The sequence below is a fragment of the Kitasatospora sp. NEAU-69 genome (assembly GCF_057158765.1).
This window is the reverse complement of sequence record NZ_JBWXUE010000007.1, coordinates 116194-137665: the sequence shown is the minus strand read 5'-3', so window position 1 is coordinate 137665 and position 21472 is coordinate 116194. Positions and strand designations below refer to the sequence as shown.

The 21472-nt window shown below is 71.9% G+C and carries 17 protein-coding genes, 2 tRNA genes and 1 pseudogene; 8 read left to right on the top strand and 12 right to left on the bottom strand.

Annotated features, from left to right (window positions below; translation table 11 throughout):
- Positions 1 to 29: 29 nt before the first annotated feature.
- Entirely contained in the window at positions 30 to 1031 is a 1002-nt protein-coding gene (locus AC060L_RS10650) for an Lrp/AsnC family transcriptional regulator (RefSeq protein ID WP_483798387.1), read from the top strand.
- 42 nt (positions 1032 to 1073) lie between these two features.
- Here AC060L_RS10650 and AC060L_RS10645 read toward each other — a convergent pair whose 3' ends face one another.
- Positions 1074 to 2102 (bottom strand): EamA family transporter, encoded by a 1029-nt coding sequence (locus tag AC060L_RS10645; protein ID WP_483798386.1) that lies wholly within the window; start codon positions 2100 to 2102, stop codon positions 1074 to 1076.
- 193 nt (positions 2103 to 2295) lie between these two features.
- Here AC060L_RS10645 and AC060L_RS10640 point away from each other — a divergent pair, with 193 nt between their 5' ends.
- Positions 2296 to 2982, top strand: a complete 687-nt coding sequence (locus AC060L_RS10640; protein WP_483798385.1) for a hypothetical protein — start codon at positions 2296 to 2298, stop codon at positions 2980 to 2982.
- Here the strand turns inward: AC060L_RS10640 and AC060L_RS10635 are convergent.
- From AC060L_RS10635 to AC060L_RS10610, 6 genes and pseudogenes are all read right to left on the bottom strand, one after another.
- A complete protein-coding gene (locus AC060L_RS10635; RefSeq protein ID WP_483798497.1) occupies positions 2957 to 4603 on the bottom strand; it encodes a transglycosylase domain-containing protein in 1647 nt (548 codons plus the stop codon). The two genes, AC060L_RS10640 and AC060L_RS10635, sit on opposite strands and share 26 nt — an antisense overlap.
- 9 nt (positions 4604 to 4612) lie before the next feature.
- Positions 4613 to 5239 (bottom strand): annotated as a pseudogene (locus AC060L_RS10630) (transglycosylase domain-containing protein); the annotation flags it as partial.
- Positions 5240 to 5537: 298 nt separating this feature from the next.
- Positions 5538 to 6737 carry a sensor histidine kinase gene (locus AC060L_RS10625; protein WP_483798384.1) on the bottom strand — a complete coding sequence of 400 codons (1200 nt, stop codon included), beginning with the start codon at positions 6735 to 6737 and terminating at the stop codon, positions 5538 to 5540.
- A 148-nt stretch (positions 6738 to 6885) separates the two neighbouring features.
- Positions 6886 to 6959: transfer RNA gene (locus AC060L_RS10620), tRNA-Lys, on the bottom strand.
- Between the two features lie 90 nt (positions 6960 to 7049).
- Positions 7050 to 7955: a XamI family restriction endonuclease gene (locus tag AC060L_RS10615; protein ID WP_483798496.1), complete on the bottom strand. Its 906-nt coding sequence runs from the start codon at positions 7953 to 7955 to the stop codon at positions 7050 to 7052.
- 77 nt (positions 7956 to 8032) lie between these two features.
- Positions 8033 to 8485, bottom strand: a complete 453-nt coding sequence (locus AC060L_RS10610; RefSeq protein WP_483798383.1) for a MarR family winged helix-turn-helix transcriptional regulator — start codon at positions 8483 to 8485, stop codon at positions 8033 to 8035.
- Positions 8486 to 8541: 56 nt separating this feature from the next.
- On the opposite strand from AC060L_RS10610, the gene AC060L_RS10605 reads away from it, so the two are divergent.
- Positions 8542 to 8949 (top strand): VOC family protein, encoded by a 408-nt coding sequence (locus AC060L_RS10605; RefSeq protein ID WP_483798382.1) that lies wholly within the window; start codon positions 8542 to 8544, stop codon positions 8947 to 8949.
- Between the two features lie 53 nt (positions 8950 to 9002).
- On the opposite strand, the gene AC060L_RS10600 is transcribed toward AC060L_RS10605, so the two are convergent.
- The 4 genes from AC060L_RS10600 to AC060L_RS10585 form a co-directional block, all read right to left on the bottom strand.
- Positions 9003 to 9076 (bottom strand) — tRNA-Lys (locus AC060L_RS10600).
- A 70-nt stretch (positions 9077 to 9146) separates the two neighbouring features.
- A complete protein-coding gene (locus AC060L_RS10595) occupies positions 9147 to 11222 on the bottom strand; it encodes an ABC transporter ATP-binding protein (RefSeq protein WP_483798381.1) in 2076 nt (691 codons plus the stop codon).
- Complete coding sequence (locus AC060L_RS10590) at positions 11219 to 12184, bottom strand: ABC transporter permease (protein WP_483798380.1); 966 nt, start codon at positions 12182 to 12184, stop codon at positions 11219 to 11221. Before AC060L_RS10590 ends, AC060L_RS10595 begins: the two co-directional genes overlap by 4 nt.
- The gene (locus AC060L_RS10585; RefSeq protein ID WP_483798379.1) at positions 12184 to 13167 is read right to left on the bottom strand and encodes an ABC transporter permease; all 984 of its coding nucleotides are present in this window, start codon (positions 13165 to 13167) and stop codon (positions 12184 to 12186) included. Before AC060L_RS10585 ends, AC060L_RS10590 begins: the two co-directional genes overlap by 1 nt.
- A 380-nt stretch (positions 13168 to 13547) precedes the next feature.
- Here AC060L_RS10585 and AC060L_RS10580 point away from each other — a divergent pair, with 380 nt between their 5' ends.
- The 5 genes from AC060L_RS10580 to AC060L_RS10560 all read left to right on the top strand — a co-directional run bounded on the left by AC060L_RS10580 (position 13548) and on the right by AC060L_RS10560 (position 20884).
- Positions 13548 to 15254, top strand: a complete 1707-nt coding sequence (locus AC060L_RS10580) for an ABC transporter family substrate-binding protein (protein WP_483798378.1) — start codon at positions 13548 to 13550, stop codon at positions 15252 to 15254.
- 443 nt (positions 15255 to 15697) lie between these two features.
- Positions 15698 to 16933, top strand: coding sequence for a low temperature requirement protein A (locus AC060L_RS10575; RefSeq protein ID WP_483798377.1), 1236 nt, complete (start codon positions 15698 to 15700; stop codon positions 16931 to 16933).
- 69 nt (positions 16934 to 17002) lie between these two features.
- The gene (locus AC060L_RS10570) at positions 17003 to 17647 is read left to right on the top strand and encodes a pentapeptide repeat-containing protein (protein WP_483798376.1); all 645 of its coding nucleotides are present in this window, start codon (positions 17003 to 17005) and stop codon (positions 17645 to 17647) included.
- A 314-nt stretch (positions 17648 to 17961) separates the two neighbouring features.
- Positions 17962 to 20052, top strand: coding sequence for a phosphocholine-specific phospholipase C (locus AC060L_RS10565; protein ID WP_483798375.1), 2091 nt, complete (start codon positions 17962 to 17964; stop codon positions 20050 to 20052).
- 127 nt (positions 20053 to 20179) lie between these two features.
- Positions 20180 to 20884 (top strand): hypothetical protein, encoded by a 705-nt coding sequence (locus AC060L_RS10560; RefSeq protein WP_483798374.1) that lies wholly within the window; start codon positions 20180 to 20182, stop codon positions 20882 to 20884.
- Between the two features lie 14 nt (positions 20885 to 20898).
- Here AC060L_RS10560 and AC060L_RS10555 read toward each other — a convergent pair whose 3' ends face one another.
- On the bottom strand, positions 20899 to 21459 hold the full coding sequence (locus AC060L_RS10555) for an NIPSNAP family protein (protein ID WP_483798373.1): 561 nt from the start codon (positions 21457 to 21459) through the stop codon (positions 20899 to 20901).
- Positions 21460 to 21472 lie beyond the last annotated feature (13 nt).

The following is a 21472-nucleotide window of genomic DNA, read 5'->3' as shown; positions in this document are numbered from 1 at the left end:
TGGATTTCGACATTGGCTAGCGTGGGGTGATGCGATCCGACACCTCCGATCTGCTCGACCGGCAGCTCGTCCACGCCCTGCAGCTCAACGCGCGCGCACCGTTCAGCCGGATCGCGGAGGTGCTCGGCGTCTCCGACCAGACCGTCGCGCGACGCTACGCCCGGCTGCGCGGCTCGGGCCGGATCCGGGTGCTCGGCCTCACCGAACCGGAGGCGCTCGGCGAGGTCCGCTGGCTGGTCCGGGTGCAGTGCACGCCGGACGCCGCCGGCGCGGTCGCCGAGGCGGTGGCCCGGCGCGAGGACACCGTCTGGGTCAGCCTCGGCTCGGGCGGCACCGAGATCAACTGCGTCACCCGCTCGCACGAGCTGCAGGACGAGCACTCACTGCTGCTGCAACGGCTGCCGCGCACGCCGAGCGTGGTCGGCGTCACCGCGCACTGCGTGCTGCACACGTTCTTCGGCGGCGCGCTGAGCCTGGTGATGAAGTCCGACACGCTCAGCCCCGAGCAGGTGGACGCGCTGCGCGCCGCACCGCTGCCCGACCGCCCGGCCGGCCCGCCGCCGACGCTGGACGAGGCCGACCGCCGGCTGCTCGGCGCGCTCGCCGCCGACGGGCGGGCGCCGCTCGCCGAACTCGGCGTCAGCACCGGCTGGTCGCTGAGCACGGTCCGGCGCCGGATGGACGAGTTGCAGGCGCTCGGGGTGCTCTACTTCGACCTGGAGACGGACTGGCAGATCTTCGGCGTCCGGGCCGGCACGATGCTCTGGCTCTCGGTCGCCCCGGCCGAGCTGGCCGCGACCGGTGCGGCGCTCGCCGAGCACCCGGAGATCGCGTACGCCTGCGCGACCACCGGCCCGACGAACCTGCACGCCGTGGTGCTGAGCACCGACGTGCAGGCGCTGTACACGTACCTGACCACCCGGATCGCCTCGCTGCCGGGGATCAGGCAGGTGGAGACCTCGCCGATCATGCGGACGGTGAAGGGGCCGGGGCCGCTCTGGTCCCCGCCACGGGTGCCGCGCAGGGGGTGAGGGCGCGAGGCCAGGGGGTCAGGGGGGCAGTGAGCCAGCGAGTCAGCGAGCCGACCGGGTGTCGCCGCCGGTGGTGGTGACGGCGGCCGGGTCGGCGGCCGGCTGGGGCGGCAGCGGGTCGGGCCCCGGGCCGGGCTTCGGCTTGCCGCGGCCGGTGGTGGACTGCGCGGTGAACGCGCCCAGCAGCACCAGGAAGCCACCGATCAGCTGCGGGGTGCCGAGGTGCTCGCCGAGCAGGAACCAGGCGAGCGCGGTCGCGACGACGGCCTCGATGTTGGCCACCACCCCGGCCACCGGCGGCGACAGGTGGCGGACCGAGACGACGCCGGTGAGGTACGCGAGGACGGTGGCGACCAGGATCATCCAGGCGGCCGGGAGCAGCGCGGGCACCTGGTGGTGGGCGAGCGTCACGTGCCCGCCGAGGCGGGACCAGTCGGCCTCCCACGGCCGGGTGACCACGGTGAGCGCGGCCGCGCCGATCAGCAGGCCGTACGCGCTGACGCCGAGCGGGTCGACCGGGTTGTCACCGCGGCTGCCCGAGTCGGCGAGCACGAAGTAGCCGACCTGGCAGCAGGCGGCCGCGAGCGCGAAGAGCACACCGATCACGTCGAACCGCAGGCCGTGCCAGACCTCCACCACGCAGACCAGGCCGGTGACGGCGATCGCCGCCCCGATCGCCGAGCCGCGGCTGACCGGCTTGCGCTGGACGAAGCGGACGTAGACGAGCAGCAGCAGCGGGCCCAGGTACTCGATCAGCAGGGCCACGCCGACCGGTATTCGGGAGATCGCGGCGAAGTAGCAGGCCTGCACACCGGCGACCGCGAACAGGCCGAAGCCGAGCAGCAGGCCGGGGCGTTGGCGGACGATCGCGCGGTGTCGCCAGGCGAGCGGGAGCAGGACCAGGGCCGCGCCGGTGGCCCGCAGCCAGACGACGTGCAGCGGCGACAGCCCGGCCTCGATCAGCGGCTTGGCGGCGGTGCCGGAGCCGCCGAACGCGCAGGCGGAGACCAGGGCGAGGGAGAGGCCCACGGCCCGGCGGGAGCGGGGTGGGGTGGCCGGGGAGCTGTGCATCGGGACATTCTGCCAGGGCACGGACAAAACCGTCAGGGGTGGTCCGGATGGCGGCACGTTCGGCCGGGCGGCGGGATGGGTGTGCGGGCGTGGGGCTCGACTGGGCCACGGCTGTAGCGGGTATCCGGCGGCGGGCGAGGAGGATGGTGCCGAGCGCGATCGCGCCATCGGGAGGGTCGGGAGGGAGCGGGTCATGGAGGAGCGGGAGCCGGGGCACTGCCCGCACTGCGGTGCGGAGCAGCCGGTGGCGGGGCGGTCTGCGGCCAGGCAACAGGCGGCTGAGCAACCCGTGACGGGCGAGGCGGGCGAGGCGGCGGCGAGGGCGGGGGAGCTGACCGGCGGTGGCAGCACCGCTGCCCGGCGCGCCGACCGGCGCGGCTCCTGGCTGGCCGCCGCGCTGGCCCGCCGCAGCAAGCGGCAGCGGGTCAACGGGCTGCTGGTGGTCCTGGTCTGCTGTCTGGTGCTGGTCCCGTGGATCGCGTACCTCGCGGTCAGCCTGCCGGTGCACTACGAGTCGCGGCAGTGGCGGTACGCCTGGGTCGGCTTCGACGTGGCGCTGTGGGCCGGACTCGCGGCGACGGCCTGGTTCGGCTGGCGGCGGCGCCAGCTGGTGGTGCCGTGCGCGGTGGTGACCGCGGTGCTGCTCAGCTGCGACGCCTGGTTCGACGTGATGCTCTCCTGGGGGACCTCCGACCTCAGGACCAGCCTCGCCTCCGCCCTGCTGATCGAGCTGCCGCTGGCCGCGTTCCTGGCGACCCGGGCGGTGATCATCCTGCGGATCACCTATCGGATCAGCTGGTACCGGGAGGGCCTGCCCGGCGAGCCGCCGCCGCTGTTCCGGGCGCCGCTCTTCGTCACGCCGCCGCGCCGGCCGGAGTGAGCCGGCCGGCGTCCGGCGAGGCCGGGTGCGTCGGTGGCGCGGGCGTGACCGGCGGCGTCGTCGGTGGGTTGACGGTCGGCGGCGCGGGCGTGACCGGCGGCGTGGCCGGGCCGGTGGGGACGACCGGGCGGGACGGCGGCGCGCTCGGCGGCGCCTGGCTGCTCGGCGGCGCGGTCGCCGACGGCGGCGGCGAGCCGGTCGCCGGGCCGGACGGCGAGTGGGACGGCGCGCCGGACGCGGCCCCCGACGGAGCCCCGGACGGCGACGGCTTGCCCGGCGAGGCCGGGTGCGTCGAGTGGCCCGGCTTCCGGGAGGCGCTGCCGCTCGGCGAGCCGTCGGCCGTACCCGTAGCCGTCCCCGCGGCCGTGGCCGGGTCCGTCGCGCTCGGCCCGTCCGACGGCGGCGTGAAGTCGTTGACCGGCGTGCCGGCCAGCGCGGCCTTCATGTAGGCGGTCCAGATCTGCGCCGGGTAGCCGCCGCCGAAGACCCGTCCGGTGCCGGCCGTGCCGGAGAGCGTCACCTGCTTGCCGGTGGACGCCTCCTCGCCGAACATCGCGACCGCGGTGACCAGCTCCGGCGTGTAGCCGACGAACCAGGCCGAGCGGTTGCCGTCGGTGGTCCCGGTCTTGCCGGCCGCCGGGCGGCCCAGCTCTTTTGCTCGGTACCCGGTGCCGCCCGGATCCGCGACGACGCCCTGCAGCAGCTCGGTGACCTGCCGGGCGGTCTGCTCGCCGACCGCCCGGGCGCTCTGCCGCGGCGGCAGCGCGATGTCGGCGCCGTTCAGCTTCACCGACTGGACCAGCCACGGGGTGATCCGCTGCCCGTCGTTGGCCAGCGTCGCGTAGACGCCGGACATGTCCAGCACGCTCGGCATCGAGACACCCAGCGGCAGCGACGGGACTGCGTTCAACTCCTTGGTGTCGGCCGGGAGTCCGAGTGCGATCGCGGTCTGCCGGATGGTCTGCAGGCCGGTGTCCTGGCCGAGTTGGGCGAACGTGCTGTTGACCGACCAGTCGGTGGCCTGGCGCAGCGTGATCCGGCCGTACTCCTTCTCGCCCTCGTTCGGCGGCGCGTACGGCGGCTTGGCCGAACCACCCTGCACCGGGCGGCGGTTGCCGCCGTCGTAGACGGTGTCGGCGTCGATGCTGCGGCCGTCCTGGGTCTTCGCGCCGGTCTCCAGCGCCGCCGCCAGCGCGATCGGCTTGAAGGTCGAACCGGCCTGGTAGTCCTGCCGGGTGGCGTTGTTGATGAAGTGCTTGGTGTAGTCGGCGCCGCCGTACATCGCCAGCACCGCACCGGACTTGGGGTCGAGGGAGACCGCGCCGGCCTGGGTGTCGGCGTCCCCGGAGCGCTGGTCGGGGTCGAGCCTGTCGGTGAGCTGCCGCTGCACCGCCGTGGTCAGGTCGTCCTGGCGGTTCGGGTCGATGCTCAGGGTGATCCGGTAGCCGCCCCTGGCGAGCGCGGCCTCGTCCACCAGCTTCTGCTCGACCAGGTACCGCTTCGCGGAGTCCACCAGGTAGCCGGCCTGGCCGGACAGGCCGAGCGCCGGCTGCGGCCCGCGCACCTCGGGGAACGTGATGGCCGCGCGGTCGGCGGGCGCCAGCCAGTTCTCCTTGACCATGCCGTCGAGCACGTAGTTCCAGCGCGCCTTGGCGGCCCGCTGGCCGGCCTCGGTCGCGGTCGAGACGTCGTACACCGAGGGGGCGTTGAGCAGTGCGGCCAGGTAGGCGCCCTGCGCGGCGTTCAGCTTGCCGGCGTCGATGCCGAAGTAGGCCTGGGCGGCGGCCTGGATCCCCTACGCGCCGCGGCCGTAGTAGGTGGTGTTGAGGTAGTTGCCGAGGATCTCGTCCTTGGAGAGCGTGGCGTCCACCTTCATGGCGATGAACAGCTCGCGGACCTTGCGGCCGACCGTCTGCTGCTGGCTCAGGTAGGCGTTCTTGACGTACTGCTGGGTGATCGTCGAGCCGCCCTGGGCGCCCTTGCCGGTCGCGGTGTTCCAGCCGGCCCGCAGCAGCGCGCTCGGATTGACGGCGCCCTCGCGGTAGAACGCGCGGTCCTCGGCGGCGAGCACCGCGTGCTGGGCGTCGGCGGAGACCTGGTCGAGCGCGATGCTCTGCCGGTTGGTCTGCCCGGTCTGGGCGATCAGCGAGCCGTCCCGGTAGAGCCAGGTGTTGCTCTGCTGGGTGGCGGCGGCGTGCGCGTCGGGGACCTTGACGAGCGCGACGCCGAGCGCGAACAGTCCGATCCCGAGCAGCATCACGGCGAGGGTGGAGAAGAGCGCGGTCCGCCAGGTGGGGACGGCGCGGCGCCAGCCGGTGCGCCGGGGTGTGGCCTGCTTGACAGTCGGTCGCGGCACGGGCGGCCTTTCTGGCGAGCGCCTCTCTGACGAGCCCCGTGACGGTCGTTCACGCGGTCGGACGGCGGATCTTGGCGGACGGGTCCGTGTCAGCCTGCCGGGCCGGCCCGGCCGCCGCTAGGGACTTTTGTCATGTTCTACTGCTGATCTGCCGTTATGTCCGGTATTGCGGCGCGCGGAGGGTCCGGATGGCTGGTGCTCAGTGGGTCGCGGACGCCTGGGGCTCGGCGACCCGGGTCAGCGGCAGCCGCAGCTCCACCGCGAAGCCGCCGTCCGGCTGCGGCTCGGCGCTGATCGTTCCGTTCAGCAGCGTGGCCCGCTCGCGCAGTCCGACCAGTCCGTGCTGTCCGCCCGGCAGCTGCAGCGGCTGGCCGGGGTGCGGGCGCGGCGCGCCGTTGCGCACGCAGACGGCCAGGAAGTCGGTGCCGAGCTCGACCGTGACGGTCGTCCGCGCGCCGGGCGCGTGCTTGCGCACGTTGGTCAGCGCCTCCTGCACCGTGCGGTAGGCCGCCCGCTCGACCGGCTCCGGCAGCGGCCGCTCGACCAGGCCCTCGATCCGCAGCGTCACGTCCACCTCGGCGGCCGCCAGCAGCCGGGGCAGGTCGGCCAGCCGCGGCTGGGGGACCAGCTCGGTCGGCCCGGCGCCGGCCGCCCGCAGCACCAGGATCATCGAGCGCAGCTCCTCCAGCGTGGCCACCGCGAGCCCGCGCAGGGTGGCCGCGGTCTCCCGGGTCTGCGGGTCCCGGGTGGTCACCTGGAGCGCCCCCGCCTGCACCGCGATCAGCCCCGCCTGGTGCGAGACCACGTCGTGCATCTCGCGCGCGATCCGGGCCCGCTCCGCGGCGACCACGGTCTTCGCGTAGAGCGCGCGCTCGTGATCGCGCAGCTGGGCCAGCTCGGCGACCCGTTCGGAGAGGTCCAGCCGGGTCCGGGTGAGCAGTCCGAGCGCTATCGGGCCGCCGCCCAGCACCACCGCCATGATCAGGTGCTGCGTGATGGTGCTGACGCTCTCCTTGGCGAAGTCGGTGATCGGCCACGGGATGAAGCTGCCGAGCACGACGGCCAGCGTCGCGACCGACTTCTGCCAGACCGGCCTGCTGGTCCGGGCCACGGTGTAGGCGGCGACCATCGGGGCGATCAGCGCGCTGCCCGCGTAGAGGCCGGGCAGCGTGAGCACCAGGGTGCTCCGCGGGAAGCGCCGGCGCAGCAGCAGCACGGCGGCGGCGAGGAACGAGACGGCGAAGTGCCAGTCGCGCGGCGGCGGGAAGTTCAGCAGCGCGTCGGCGGCGGCCGTGAGCACCAGGAGCAGGTCGACGGCCCAGCTGTGCCAGCGCCGCTCGGGGCGCCAGAGGAGGGCGAGCAGGCGCTGCCGGCGGTTCTTCGTGCGCTCCGCGTCCATGGCGTCCGCTCCTCTCCTCGTCCGGTTCATTCGCACGCGTATTCACGTGCCTTCTTCGCGACGGTACAGGACGGGCCGGCGCGACCGGGGGCGCGACGGTACGACAGAGGGCGCCCCTTCGTGGTGAAGGGGCGCCCTCTGTCTGTTGTGCGCCGCCAGGGACTCGAACCCCGGACCCGCTGATTAAGAGTCAGCTGCTCTAACCAACTGAGCTAGCGGCGCTTGTTCAACGACGAGAACATTACCTGATCAGCCCGCTTGTTTGGAAATCGGGTGGGCCGACCGGCGGTGCGGGGCTCGTGCGGGCGCTCGTTACCTCGTGGCGTCGATGAAGGCGGTGAGGGCGTCGAGGTTGTGCGCCCAGAAGATCGTCAGGTCGGCATTCTGTGCCTGTTCCAGATTCCGCAGCTTGAAGACCCCGGAGAGCATCGCTGCCGGCACCGCCCCCTGCGTGCCGAACTCGGACACCCAGATCTTCGCCTTCACGGCCGTGTCGTTGTTGAGCCGCTTGATGCTGTTGGTCGCGGAGTTGCTCACCTTGCACTCCAGCGGCATCTTGCGGCCGTCCCACAAGCCGATGATCAGGTCGGCCTTGCGCGAGCCGAACAGGCTCTCGCGGCAGAACGTGCCGTTCTGCGGTGCCTGGCTGAAATTCTTGATCTCGCGGGTGGGGACCTCCTCGAAGCCGATCTGCAGCAGCCGGTCGGCGACCGCGCTCTCCTGGTCGGTCTTCGAGCCGTTCGCGCGGTCCGTCATGACCCGGCGGGTGGCGATCAGTGCCGCGGTGGCCGCGACCGCGACGTCCCGCTCCTCGGGGGTGGCCTGACGCCCGGCCGGCAGCCAGGGGAAGCGGTAGGGATCGAGGGCCAGGAAGACCGTCTCCATGATCCGCGTCGCCATCGCGGGTTCCTCCCGCAGCCGCTTCGGCGCGAGGGACGCGTCGGCCAGGACCTTCAGGTCGTCGGCGCTGATGGCCGGCGAGGTCAGATAGCGAATGGCCCAGAGCCGCTCGGGGGCTTGCAGGACCTCTACGGCCTGCTCCTTCAGCAGCGTGAGATCCGCCGTACTGGCCAGCAGGTCCCGCAGCACCTGCTCGTACTGGAGGTAGGCGTCCTTGTAGGCCTCCAGCGGTGCGTCCATCCGCTCCCCGCGGAACAGGTTCCTGCCGATCTCGATATCCGCCTCGAACTGGTCACTCGACCAGCGCGGCGGTGCCACCTGCGACAAGGCTTCCCCTCCCTCTCGGCCATTCGCTCGACGGCCGAGGCTACCAACCGCCCCGCCGGTGCCGTTGATCAGGAGCCGGTCGCCCCGATGCCCTGGTGCACGCGCAGCAGCAGCCGGTGCAGCTGCTCGCGCTCGGCGGCGGTGAGCGGTGCGAGCAGCTCGTCCTGCACGGCCTCGGCCTGCGCCCGCAGCTCGGCGAGTGCGGCGCGGCCGGGCAGCGTGAGCGTGACCAGGACGCGGCGGCGGTCGGCGGTGTCCCGGGCGCGCTCGACCTGGCCGGCCCGGGCGAGGTCGTCCAGCACCTTCACCAGATCGCTGGGATCGACGGCGAGCCGGGCCGCGAGTTCGCGCTGCACGTGCGGGCCGAAGTCGGCGAGCGCGGCGAGGGCCGCCATGTGCCAGAGCCGCTGCTCGCGCTCGGCGAGCCGGGTGGCGAGCCGGCCGCGCGCGGTCTTGCCGGTCTTCGAGAGCAAGTAGGTGGTCAGGCTCAGCAGGCTCGGGGGAGCGGCGGTCTCGTCCATCCCGGCATTGTAGGGTGCTGACCAATCATTGGTGCTGACCCACTATTGGAGCCGTGATGGACGCGCTGTACCCACGCCTGCTGGTCACCCGCTTCGCCGAGTGCTTCCGCTTCTACGACGCCGTGCTGCCCGAGCTGCTCGGCGCCGTCCGGATGAAGGGCGACGAAGCCGGCCCGTACGCCAACTGGGACGTCGACGGTGAGGGCGTCCTGGTCCTCTTCGACCGGGCCGCGCTGGCCGGGGTCGTCGGCACCGGTGCGCTGCCGCCGGCCGGGCCGCCCGTACAGGACGCCGCGATGCTGGTCTCCCGGGTCGCGGACGTGGACGCGGCGCTCGCCCACTGCCTCGCGCACGGCGGCACCCTCGTGCTGGGCGCCACCGACCGGCCCGACTGGGGGCCGAACCTGCGCAGCGCCCACCTGCGCGACCCCGAGGGCACGCTGATCGAGCTCCAGTCCTACTGAACCCGGGAACGCCGAAGGGCCCCTCGCTCTCGCGAGAGGCCCTTCCGCTGTTGTGCGCCGCCAGGGACTCGAACCCCGGACCCGCTGATTAAGAGTCAGCTGCTCTAACCAACTGAGCTAGCGGCGCTTGTTCAACGACGAGAACATTACACGGCGCCCGGGGAAACGCCGAATCGTCATCAGATGGACGCGGAGGGTCACCGCTCCGGGTAGTGGCAGGCCGCGGCGTGGTCCACGTTCGCGGCCGCCTCGGTGAGGGGCGGAGCGGTGGTGTCGCAGGTGGGGCGGAGGTCGGCGGGCAGCGTTGCGTAGACCGGGCAGCGGGAGCGGAAGGGGCAGCCGGTGGGGCGCTGGGTGGGGGACGGCGGGTCGCCGGGGAGCAGGAGGCGTTCGCGGGTGCGTTCGGCGACGGGGTCGGGGAGGGGGACGGCGGAGAGCAGGGCGCGGGTGTAGGGGTGGCGGGGGGCGGTGAAGACGGCGTCCACGGCGCCCTGCTCGACGGTGCGGCCCAGGTACATCACGCTGACCCGGTCGGCGAGGTGGCGGATCACCGAGAGGTCGTGCGAGACGAAGAGGTAGGCGAGGCCGAGTTCGGCCTTGAGGCGCTGCAGCAGGTTGAGCACGCCGGCCTGGATCGAGACGTCGAGGGCGGAGACCGGCTCGTCGAGGACCAGGAGCTGCGGTTCGACGGCGAGGGCGCGGGCGATCGAGATGCGCTGGCGCTGGCCGCCGGAGAACTCGTGCGGGTAGCGCCCGGCGTGGGCGGGGTCGAGGCCGACCTGGGTGAGCAGGGCCGGGATCCGGGCCGCGATCACCGAGCGGTCGGTGCCGAGGGCCTGGAGCGGTTCGGCGATGATGTCGCCGATCGGCATCCGGGGGTCGAGCGAGGCCATCGGGTCCTGGAAGACGATCTGGAGCTGGGCGCGCAGCCGGTGGGCCGCGGCCTTGGAAAGCGTGGCGGTGTCCTGGTCGAGCAGGCTGATCCGGCCCGACTCGGGCTTGGCCAGGCTGAGGATCTCGAAGAGCGTGGTGGACTTGCCGGAGCCGGACTCGCCGACCAGGCCCAGGGTTTCGCCGCGGCGGATGTCCAGCTCGACGCCGTCCACCGCGTAGACCTCGCCGACCTTGCGCTTGAAGACGGTGCCCTTGAGCACCGGGAAGGTCTTGGTGAGGCCGGCGACGGAGAGGACGGACGGCAGCGTGGCGCGGTCGGCGACCGGAGCGGGGGCGGGCAGCGCGGGGACGGGGTAGACCTCGGCGGGGGCCGGGCGGGTGGTGGCGAGGTGGTCGGCGCGCAGGCAGGCGGCCTGGTGCGCGGCGGGGCCGGCGAGCGGCGGTTCGGCGGTCAGGCAGTCGGCGGTGGCCAGCGGGCAGCGCGGGGCGAACGGGCAGCCGGCGATCGGCGCGTCGAGCGCGGGCGGGTTGCCGGGGATCGGCACCAGCGGCCCGCTCTGGCGGTCCAGCCGTGGGACGGCGCCGATCAGGCCGAGCGTGTACGGGTGGTGCGGCGCGGCGAAGAGCTCGTCCACGCCGCTCGTCTCGACCACGCGCCCGGCGTACATCACCGCGACCCGGTCGGCCATCTGCGCGATCACGCCGAGGTCGTGGCTGACCAGGACGAGCGCGGCGCCGGTCTCCCGCTGGGCGGTCCGCAGCACGTCCAGGACCTGGGCCTGGATGGTGACGTCGAGCGCGGTGGTCGGCTCGTCGGCGAGCAGGATGTCGGGGGAGTTGGCGACGGCCATCGCGATCATCGCGCGCTGGCGCATGCCGCCGCTGAACTCGTGCGGGAAGCTGTCCAGCGCCCGGACCGGGTCCGGGATGCCGACCAGGTCGAGGAGTTCGGCGGCCCGGCGGCGGGCCGCGGCCTTGTCCACCCGCTGGTGCACCCGGACCGCCTCGGCGATCTGGTCGCCGATCCGGTAGACGGGCGTGAACGCGGAGAGCGGGTCCTGGAAGACCATCGAGATCCGCCGGCCGCGGATCCGGGTGAGCTCGGCGTTCGGCAGCCCGACCAGCTCGCGGCCGTCGAGCTGCACCGAGCCGCGCACGGTGGCCGTGCCCGGCAGCAGACCGAGCACGGCGAGCGCGGTGACGGACTTGCCGGAGCCGGACTCGCCGACGATGCCGAGCGTCTCGCCGTGGTGCAGCGTCAGGTCCACGCCGCGCACGGCCGAGGCGGCGGCCTTGCCGCGGGCGCCGGCGAAGTCGACGCGCAGGTCGCGCACCGAGAGCAGCGGCGATGCGATGACATTGCTGGTGGTCGTCGTCATGAGGAACTGCCCTTACGGAGCTTGCGAGTCGAGCGGGCGGAGCGGCGGCGCCCGGCGGCCGCGGTCGGGTCCAGCGCGTCGCGCAGCCCGTCGCCGATCAGGTTGACTGCCAGGACGAAGAGCACCAGCAGCCCGGCCGCGAAGTAGAACATCCACGGGTAGGTCGGCGCCGCGTCGGTGCCGTCGGCGATCAGCGTGCCGAGCGAGACGTCCGGTGGCTTCACACCGAAGCCGAAGTAGGAGAGCGCGGTCTCGCTCATCACGGCCGAGCCGACCGCGATGGTCGCGTCCACGATCAGGTAGGAGGCCGCGTTCGGCAGGATGTGCCGCCAGATGATCCGCATCGGCCGCACGCCCATGAACTGCGCGGCGCGCACGAACTCGCGCTGCTTGAGCGAGATCGTCATCGACCGCACCACCCGCGCGGTGATCATCCAGTTGAAGGCGGCGAGCAGGATCACGAAGGCGAGCCAGCCGCCGGACTTCAACTGCGGCGAGATGATGGTGATGATCAGGAAGCTGGGGAAGACCAGCATCAGGTCGACGAAGAAGATCAGCAGCCGGTCGGTCCAGCCGCCGAAGTACCCGGCGCAGGCGCCGACCAGGCCGGCCAGCACGGTCGACAGCAGCGCCACCAGCAGGCCGATGATCAGCGACTTCTGCAGCCCGCGCAGGGTCTGCGCGTACACGTCCTGGCCGAGCCCGCCGGTGCCGAACCAGTGGCTGGCGGAGGGGGGTTGGCGCAGCGCCGAGTAGTCGGTGTCGGTGTAGCTCCAGTGCGTGAAGTACGGTCCGACGAAGGCCAGCAGGAACAGCAGGACGACGACCACCAGCCCGCCCAGCGCACCGCGGGCGGCCAGCAGCCGGCTCAGCACCAGCCGTCCGCGACTCGTCGGCCGCCGGGCGGCGGGTGCGACCGGAGGGGTGGCGGTGGTGGCGGTGGTCAGCACGGTTTCCTCCATCACGCACGCACCCGGGGGTCGAGCGCGGCGTGCAGCGTGTCGGCCACCAGGCCGGAGGCCAGGATGGTGACCGCCGTGAAGAGGTTGACCGCGACCACCGCGTTGACGTCGTTCTCGTTGATCGAGTTGATGAACCACTCGCCCATGCCGTGCCAGCCGAAGATGACCTCGGTGAAGGTGGCGCCGGTGAAGATGCCGATGAAGTTGTAGGCGAACAGCGTGGACATCGGGATCACCGCCGTGCGCAGCCCGTGTTTGAGCAGCGCCCGGCGCCGGCTCAGGCCCTTGGCCTCGGCGGTGCGCAGGTAGTCCGAGCCGAGCACGTCCAGCATCGTGCCGCGCTGGTAACGGCTGTACGTGGCAAGGCCGCCCAGTGCGAGCGAGAGCGTGGGCAGCAGCAGGTGGACGCCCCAGTCGGACAGTTTCGCGCCCAACCCGCCGCTCAGCCCGGGGGTTTCGTAGCCGGTGAAGTTGATCAGCTGGTGCCCGGTGCTCTGGTTGAGCGCGATCGCGCCGTTCTTCAGGAAGAGCGCGAGCAGGAACACCGGGGTGGAGAGCATCACGAACGAGAAGACGGTCAGCGCCCGGTCGGAGATCCGGTACTGGCGCACCGCGCCCCAGGCTCCGGCGGCCACCCCGAGCAGCATGCCGAGCAGGCTGCCGATGATCAGCAGTCGCAGCGAGACGCCGATCCGGCGGCCGAACTCCGCGTTGATCGAGGTGTCGTGGATGCTGCGCCCCAGGTCGCCGTGGAGCAGCAGGCCGCTCGCCCAGTGGCCGAACCGGACGGCGACCGGGGTGTGGTCGTTGATCCCGAGCGCGCTGAGCTGACGGTCCACCGCGGCCGCCGACGGGCGGGGCTGCTTGGCCTCGAAGTAGGCACGCGGGTTGAGCGACGCACTGGAGAGCGCATAGGCCAGGAAGAGCGAGACGACCAGCAGAGCCGCGTAGTAGGCGAGGCGTTTCGCCAGGTACCGCAGCATCAGCGGCCTCTGCTTGCGGCGTCGCTGCCGCTGTCTGTCTCCAACATCATGACCAAATGCCTTCGTTAGACGGGTTTTTGAAGCAGCATCGCGCAGCGGAATTCTGTGACCGGTTGACCGGCCGGTCAAGGCCGCGCGCAGGAATGCTCCACCCGGTTCAGTGAACCAGCAGGTCAGAGTGTTGCAGCGGGATACGGACACGGTGTTGCGACAGTGTTGCGGCGGATGACGATCCGATCAGAAGTGAACACCGCCCCCTAGTGGGCGAACTGATCCGCTGTTACCTTCGGCTCGGCTGGGCACTGGCTTGTCTGCCCACGTTCAAGGTCCGCCATGCCTGGCGGCCGCCAACTCACCCGAGATCTTCGGAGGAACCCCCCATGGACGCACCTGTCCAGCGCCGCCGCCGGCTCACCCACTCGCTGGTCCTCGCCACCGCGCTGGTGCTGTCGGTGGCCGCGTGCAGTTCGCACGGCTCGGGCAACGGAGACGGCGTCGCCAGGAGCGCCCAGCCAAGACTGAATTCGACCGACATCAATCCACAGCCGGTCTCCGCGCTGAAGCAGGGCGGCGAGCTGCGCCAGTGGCTGGAGCAGTGGGTCGACCAGTGGAACCCGTACGAGGTGGACGGCACCTACGGCGACTCGGTCGAGATGATGAAGATGATGGAGCCGGAGCTGTTCCGGGTGGACGCCAGCGGTGTCTTCCAGCCGGTGCCGGAGTTCCTCCAGTCGGCCACCGTGGTCTCCACCTCGCCGCAGGTGGTGCTCTACAAGCTCAACCCGAAGGCCAAGTGGTCGGACGGCAAGGCGCTCGGCTACCTGGACTTCAAGGCGGTCTGGCAGGCCGACAACGGTCAGAACTCGGCGTACAACTCGGCCACCACCTCCGGGTACGACCAGATCAGCGACGTCTCGCAGGGTGACGACGCGACCCAGGTCAAGGTCACCTTCAGCAAGCCGTATGCGGACTGGCAGAGCCTCTTCATCCCGCTGCTGCCGGCGGCCGGGATCGGCACCCCGGACCAGTTCAACAAGGGCTGGGTGGAGCAGGTGCCGATCACCGGCGGCCCGTTCAAGATCGGCTCGGCGGACAAGACGGCGCAGAGCATCACGCTGGTGCCGGACCCCAACTGGTGGGGCACCAAGCCGGTGTTGGACAAGTTCGTCTACCGGGTGCTGTCCGCCTCGGCGGTCACCCAGGCCTTCCTGAACAACGAGATCGACGCGGCGAGCGCCGGCAACGCGGACGCCTACAGCCAGCTGAGCGGTGACAAGGACGCGGTGATCCGCACCTCCAGCCCGTGGGACGAGGTGCACATCTCGTTCGGCTCCAACGGTGCGCTGGCCGACCAGCGGGTGCGCCAGGCGCTGCAGAAGGCGATCGACCGGCCCTCGCTGATCAAGGTGATCAGCCAGGGTGTGCCGGTCACCTTCCCGCTGCTCGGCAACCACCTCCTGATGACCAACCAGGCCGGCTACCAGGACAATTCGGGGCAGTGGGGCACCTTCGACCTGGCCGGGGCCAAGCAGCTGCTGACCGAGGCGGGCTGGCAGGACGCGGGGGCGGGCAAGCCGCGGACCAAGAACGGCCAGCCGCTGGAGCTGCACTTCGTCCAGAACCAGGGGGCCGCGCAGCAGCAGTCCGACATGATCGCCGCCGTCCAGGGCATGTTGCTGCAGGCCGGCGTGAAGATCGACATCGACCAGGTGCCGGAGAACGACTTCTTCGAGAAGTACGTCAACCTGGGCAAGTTCGACCTGGCGACCTGGCGCAACACCGGCTCGTTCCCGCCCTCGCTGGCGGTGCCGTTCTACCAGATGCCCTCGGGTGACAACGTCTACGAGAACTACTCGAAGCTGAGCACGCCGGAGATCGACAGCCTGCTCAAGCAGGCGGCCTCGACGCTGGATCCGGCCGCGGCCGCGAAGCTCTACAACCAGGCGGACGCGAAGATCTGGGAGCTGGGCCACACCCTGGAGATCTACCAGCGTCCGTCGGTCGGCGCGTACCGCAAGGGCCTGGCCAACTACGGTGCCAGTGGTCTCGCGGACACCGACTACACCAAGGTCGGCTGGCAGAAGTAGCGGTGACTGTACGTCAGTAGTGCGCTGTCAGCAGTGCGCCGGCGGGGTGTGCTGTCGGGCAGCGCGGTGATCACGAGATCGGCTCGGCCGGGGTCGGAGGTATGCCGCCCCCGTCCCCGCCGCGCCGGCCTTGACCTTCCGCGATGCCCGCAGGACGCCCTTCTGCTGTGCCACTGGGAGGGAATCTATCGGGACATTCGGGGCGTTCGCATCCTGCGACACCCGATCCGGGCCTGCCGATCGTGACGCTGTCACCCGGTTCGCGCACTTCCTCGTCAACTCTCCTTGACCGCAGGCGGACCGGCCCGCGGGCCGGTTGCGCGGCCCAGGTGACATCGGCCGTGGCATGCCGGTGCGGTGCGTGCGCGGAGCTCCGCTGACTGCCACCATCGGCCCGGGGGTCACCCGGCTCCCGTCGTCAGCACCGAAGAGGGCCGCCCCCGATGACCACTGGACCCGCCGCCGCACCGGCTCCCGCCCCGGACCCGGTGGTGCGCCGGATGGTGTCGCGCAGTCGCGACGAGGCGCACCGCACGTCCACTCCACTGGAACTCTTCTTCGACCTCTGCTTCGTGGTCGCGGTCGCCCAGGCGGGGCGGCAACTCGCGCTGGCGCTGGCGGAGGGGCATCTGCGGCTGGCGCTGGTCGGCTACCTGCTCGCGTTCTTCGCCGTGTGGTGGGCTTGGATGAATTTCACCTGGTTCGCCTCGGCCTACGACTGCGACGACGTGCCGTACCGGATCACCACGCTGGTGCAGATCACCGGTGCGCTGATCCTGGCGGCCGGGATCCCGCGGCTCTTCGTCGACCGCGACTTCACGCTCGGCGTGCTCGGGTACGTGGTGATGCGGCTCGCGCTGGTCACCCAGTGGCTGCGCGCGGCGCGCGGCGAGCACGGCGCGGCGCGGCGGATGGCGTACCGGTACGCGGCCGGGATCGCGCTGGTGCAGCTCGGCTGGGTGCTGGTGCTGCTGCTGCCGAACTCGGCGATCCCGTACGTGGTGCCGGTGGGCGTGCTGGCCGAACTGTCGGTGCCCGCGATCGCCGAGCGGAACGCGCAGACCAGCTGGCACCCGCACCACATCACCGAGCGGTACGGGCTCTTCACGCTGATCGTGCTCGGCGAGACGGTCTCGGCGGCCACCGTCGCGGTGCAGACCGCGGTGGACGAGCACGAGGCGCTCGGCGAGCTGATCCCGATCGCGGTCGGCGGCCTGCTGCTCTGCTTCTCGGCCTGGTGGATCTACTTCGCGGCGCCCGTCCACCAGCACCTGCGGTCCAACAGACAGGCCTTCCTGTGGGGTTACGGGCACTATCTGATCTTCGGATCGGCCGCCGCGATCGGCGCCGGCCTGGAGGTCGCGGTCGAGCACGCGGTGGGCCAGGCGCACATCTCGGCGGCGGCCGCGACGGCCGCGGTGACCGTGCCCGGGGCGCTCTACCTGGCCACCGTCTGGGCGCTGCACTCGCGGCACAGCAAGCGCGGGGCCTCGCTGTGGGTGCTGCCGGTGGCCGCGGCGGCGGTGCTGGCCTGCACGGCGGCGGGGGAGCCGGGGGTGCTCGCGGCGGGGCTGGTGGCGGCGGCAGCGGTCGCGGTCGGGGTCTGGCTGCACAGCCGGGAGCCGGGGCAGGGGCAGGGCCCGGGCCCGGGGCGGGGGCTGCGCGCGCCGGCCGGGTGAGCACGGGTTCTGTCGGTGCCGCGTGCCACGATCCGGTGGACACCCCCGTCCCGGAAGGACACCCCCGCCGTGCCGCAGCAGCTCGCCGACCAGCCGTACGCCCACCTGCTCCGCCCGCACGAGGGCCCGCTGCGCGCCGACGCCCGCTACGACACCGAGCACTTCGCCGGCGTCAGCCTGGACGGCGTGCGGGCGACCGGCGCGAGCTTCCTGGAGTGCGCGTTCACCGGCGTCTCGGTGAGCGACGCGAAGTTCCGCCAGGCCCGGTTCACCGAGGTCTGGCTGGAGCAGTGCCGCTGGGTGGCCACCGAACTGGTGGAGAGCGAGTGGCAGGACGCCACCGTGGTGGGCGGCCTGTTCGCCGGAATCGCGGCGTACGGCTCGGCGCTGCGCCGGGTGACGGTGCGCCAGTGCAAGCTGGAGGCGGTCAACCTGCGCTCCGCGGTGCTGCGCGACGTGGTCTTCGAGGACTGCCAGCTGCGCGACGTGGACTTCGGCGGGGCGAAGCTCACCGGCGTCTCGTTCCCGGGCAGTTCGCTGGAGGAAGTGCGGTTCGCCGGAGCGCAGTTGTCGAAGACCGACCTGCGCGGCGCGACCCGGCTCGGCCTGCCGGACGGGCACGAGGGGCTGCGTGGCGCGATGATCTCCTCGCCGCAGCTGTTCGAGCTGGCCCCGCAGTTCGCGCAGGCGCTCGGCGTGGTGGTCAAGGACTGACCGCGCTTGGGCGGCGATGCAGGGGCGGCCATGCGTGGGCCGACCTGCGCGAAAGCCTGTGGAGGCCGTGAGTTCACCGCGCGGATGCTCGCTGTCCGGGGAGAGAACAGTCTGACAAACCTCGGTCATAGGTGCTGACTCCTGCCCACTTGCTGGGTCAGGATGTCGCGCGGCCCATGTTGTACACACAACCTGTTCTTCCCCCGGAGCTCTGGTCGGTACTGCATGCGGACAGGGCCAGTTGCGTCCCGGTACTCCCACCGTGACGCAGGCACGCCGCCGGGCGCGGCGCATCCGAGAGGTTGGCGAATCCGATGACAGAGCTGAGCCGCAGGACGTTCATGGCCGTGTCGGCGAGCGCGGCGGCCGGTGCCGCGGTGGCCGGGACGGTCGGTGCCGCTGGCGCCGCCAGTGCCGCGGGTGCGGCCGGCACGCCGGGCACCGCGTCGGCCGGTACGACGTCGCTCAGCACCACGGGCACCATCACCGATGCCCAGCACATCGTGATCCTGATGCAGGAGAACCGCAGCTTCGACCACTACTTCGGCACGCTGCAGGGCGTGCGCGGCTTCGCCGACCGCAGCGCGATCCAGATCGCCGGTGGCTACAGCGTCTTCAATCAGCCGAACGGCCTGTTCGCCCGCCAGTACCCGTGGGCCTTCAACCCCGCGAAAACCGGCGCGGGCTCCAGCGCGGAGACCACCGCGCAGTGCAACGGCGACCTCTCGCACGCCTGGTCCGACCAGCACAAGGCCTGGAACGGCGGCAAGATGGACTCCTGGGTCTCGGCCAAGGGCAACGTCCGCACGCTCGGCTACCTCCAGCGCTCCGACATCCCGTTCCACTACGCGCTGGCCGACAACTGGACGATCTGCGACGCGTACCACTGCTCGGTGCTGAGCGCGACCGGCCCGAACCGCACCTACCACTGGTCCGGCATGATCGACCCGGCCGGCACCGCGGGCGGCCCGGCCTACGACGGCGGCAGCGAGTCCAACCTGGGCTGGCAGACGTACGCCGAGGCGCTGGAGGACGCGGGCGTCAGCTGGAAGGTCTACCAGAACGCCGCCGACAACTTCGGCGACAACGCGCTGGCCTACTTCAAGGCCTTCACCAGCGCGCCGGCCGGCAGCGACCTGGCGGTCAAGGGCATGGGCTCGGTGCCGAAGGTCACCGGCCGCACCCCCGACGACATCGCCGCCGCGATCAAGGCCGACGTGCTGGGCGGCACGCTCCCGCAGGTCTCCTGGATCGTCGCCGACCAGCAGTCCTCCGAGCACCCGTACGCCACCCCGGAGGACGGCGCGCACTTCGTGCACATGGTGATGGACGCGCTGAACGCCGACTCCGACGTGTTCAACTCGACCATCCTGCTGATCAACTACGACGAGAACGACGGCTTCTTCGACCACGTCCCGCCGCCGGTCGCGCCGGCCGGCACCGCCGGCGAGTTCTACAGCTCGACCAACATCGGCATGGGCTTCCGGGTCCCGCTGATCGCCATCTCGCCCTGGAGCCGCGGCGGTTGGGTGAACTCCCAGGTGTTCGACCACACCTCGGTGCTGCGGTTCCTGGAGGTCTGGACGGCCGCCCAGGGCACGCCCGCCACCTGCGCCAACATCAGCGACTGGCGGCGCAGCGTCGCCGGCGACCTGACCGGCATCTTCGACTTCGCCAACCCGGTCTACGGGATGCCCGCGCTGCCCGACACCTCGCAGACCATCGGCCTGACCACCTGCGGCCCGCTGGGCAACCCGTCGCCGACGAACAACGCGCTGCCCGCGCAGGAGTCCGGCACCCGCCCGGCCCGCGCACTGCCGTACCAGCCGAACGCCAACCTCGACCACCTGGAGCTCGACTCCGCGACGGTGATGAAGGTCTGGCTGAAGATGGAGAACACCGGCACCGAGACCGCGCACTTCGCCGCCTACGCCAACGCCCACCGCAGCGGCGGTCCGTGGCAGTACACGGTGGCCGCCGGCGGCGACGCCAGCGACTTCTTCAACTGCGGCTCCGGCTACGGCAACGGCCCGTACGACCTGAGCGTGGTCGGCCCGAACCGCTTCCTGCGCCGCTTCCAGGGCGACACCACGAAGGCGGGCAAGAGCGTGCTCTGCACCGCCTCGTACGCCACCGCCCCCGACACCGGCCAGCTGGCGCTCTGGTTCGCCTTCGCCAACAACGGCTCCAGCGCGGCCACCTTCACCGTCACGTCGAACAACTACCGCACCGACGGCCCCTGGACCTACCAGGTCCCGGCCGGCGGCACCGTGAGCGACCACTGGAACGCGGTCGCCTACAACAACGGCTGGTACGACTTCACCGTCACCGTGAGCTCCGACAGCAGCTGGTCCCAGCGCTTCACCGGCCACCTGGAGACGGGCGCGGCCAGCGTCACCGGCTGAGCACCGCGGGTGTGACGGACGGCCGGGCCCGTACGCGCGCTGCGCGGGGCCCGGCCGTCCGCTCGCGGGAGGGATCCTGATGGAAATCGGCCTGCCTGCCGGGCCGGTGGAGCCGTAGCCTCTCGGTATGCCCGCCTCGGAGAGACCCTCGCCGCGCCTGCTGGACCCGTCCGACGACCCCTACGACTTCGATGTCTTCGACGCCTTCTTCCGCCGTCAGAGCCGGTTGGCGCAGTGGCGCATGCGGTCGCGCGCGTGCGCCGTCGGCGACCGGGTCGTCGCGACGGCCGGCGCGATGCTGATCGCCCTCGTGGCGGTCGACGACGTGGTGTCGTGGCCCTCGCGGCGGGTCCTGCTCGACCACCAATGGCTGGCAGTTGTCGCGGGAGTCGTCCTCTTCCCGTGCATGGCATGGGTGTTCGTGTCCGGGATCGTGACGAGAGGCCTGCGGATCAGCGAGAGGCCGGGCGTCCCCAGCAATCGCGCCACGAGTCGGATGCTCCGGCGGGCCATGCGCCCCAGCAGGCGGGTGTGGCTCGGCCTCGTGGCGCTCGGCGTCCTGTGCGCGGGTGTGGTGGTCGGCGGCTTCGTCGTGGGAGCGGCCAAGGGCAAGGCTCAGGAACTGCCGGGCCCGCGCTACGAAGTCTCGACGCAGGACCTCAACGACTCCGACTGGACGCAGGTTTCGGCGGGCGAGTACGCCGACTGGCAGGCGAGGTTCGTCCGGGAGGACGGATTCTTCACCCTGTTCGGCCTCGTCCTGATCGCCACCAGCGCCGGGCAGTTGCAACTGCGGCGGACAGCACTGGAGGCGGCCCCGATCGGCCGTTGACTGCCGCCCACCGGCTACGGCAGTGGCCGAGCCGCCACGGGCTCCAGCCGCAGCCGCTGGGACGGCCAGGACGGCGGCTCGGCCGGGCCGAACCAGACCCGGACGTCCTCCCCGGTGCGGACCGGCAGCAGCGGGTAGTCGTTCTCGGCGTGCTCGGTGCGGTGCAGCGCATGGCCCGGGCCCAACTGCCGTGCGGCGTACTCGTCGAACGCGGCCGCGTCCGACGGGTGGCAGACGGTCACGGCCAGCTCGCGGGTGCCCGGCTCCGGCGTGAAGCCCGGGCCGCGCAGCAACAGGACGTTGTCACTGTCGAGCATGGTGGCGTTGGCCGCCTCGCGGTGCTCCCGCCAGACCGGGCCGGTGTAGAACGCCTCCAGCGAGCGCCGACGGTGCGTCATGTCGGGGAACCCGCGCAGCCAGACGAAGCGGTCCGGGTCGTCAAGGTCGCGGAACCGGCCGCCGAGGGTGATGCCGACCGCCTGCTGGCCGGTCACGAACTCACGCTCGAACAGCTCGATCAGCGTCTCCCGGGCGCCGGGATGCAGGGTGTACTGCCGGAGTTCGACGATGCTCATGCGCCGCAGGCTA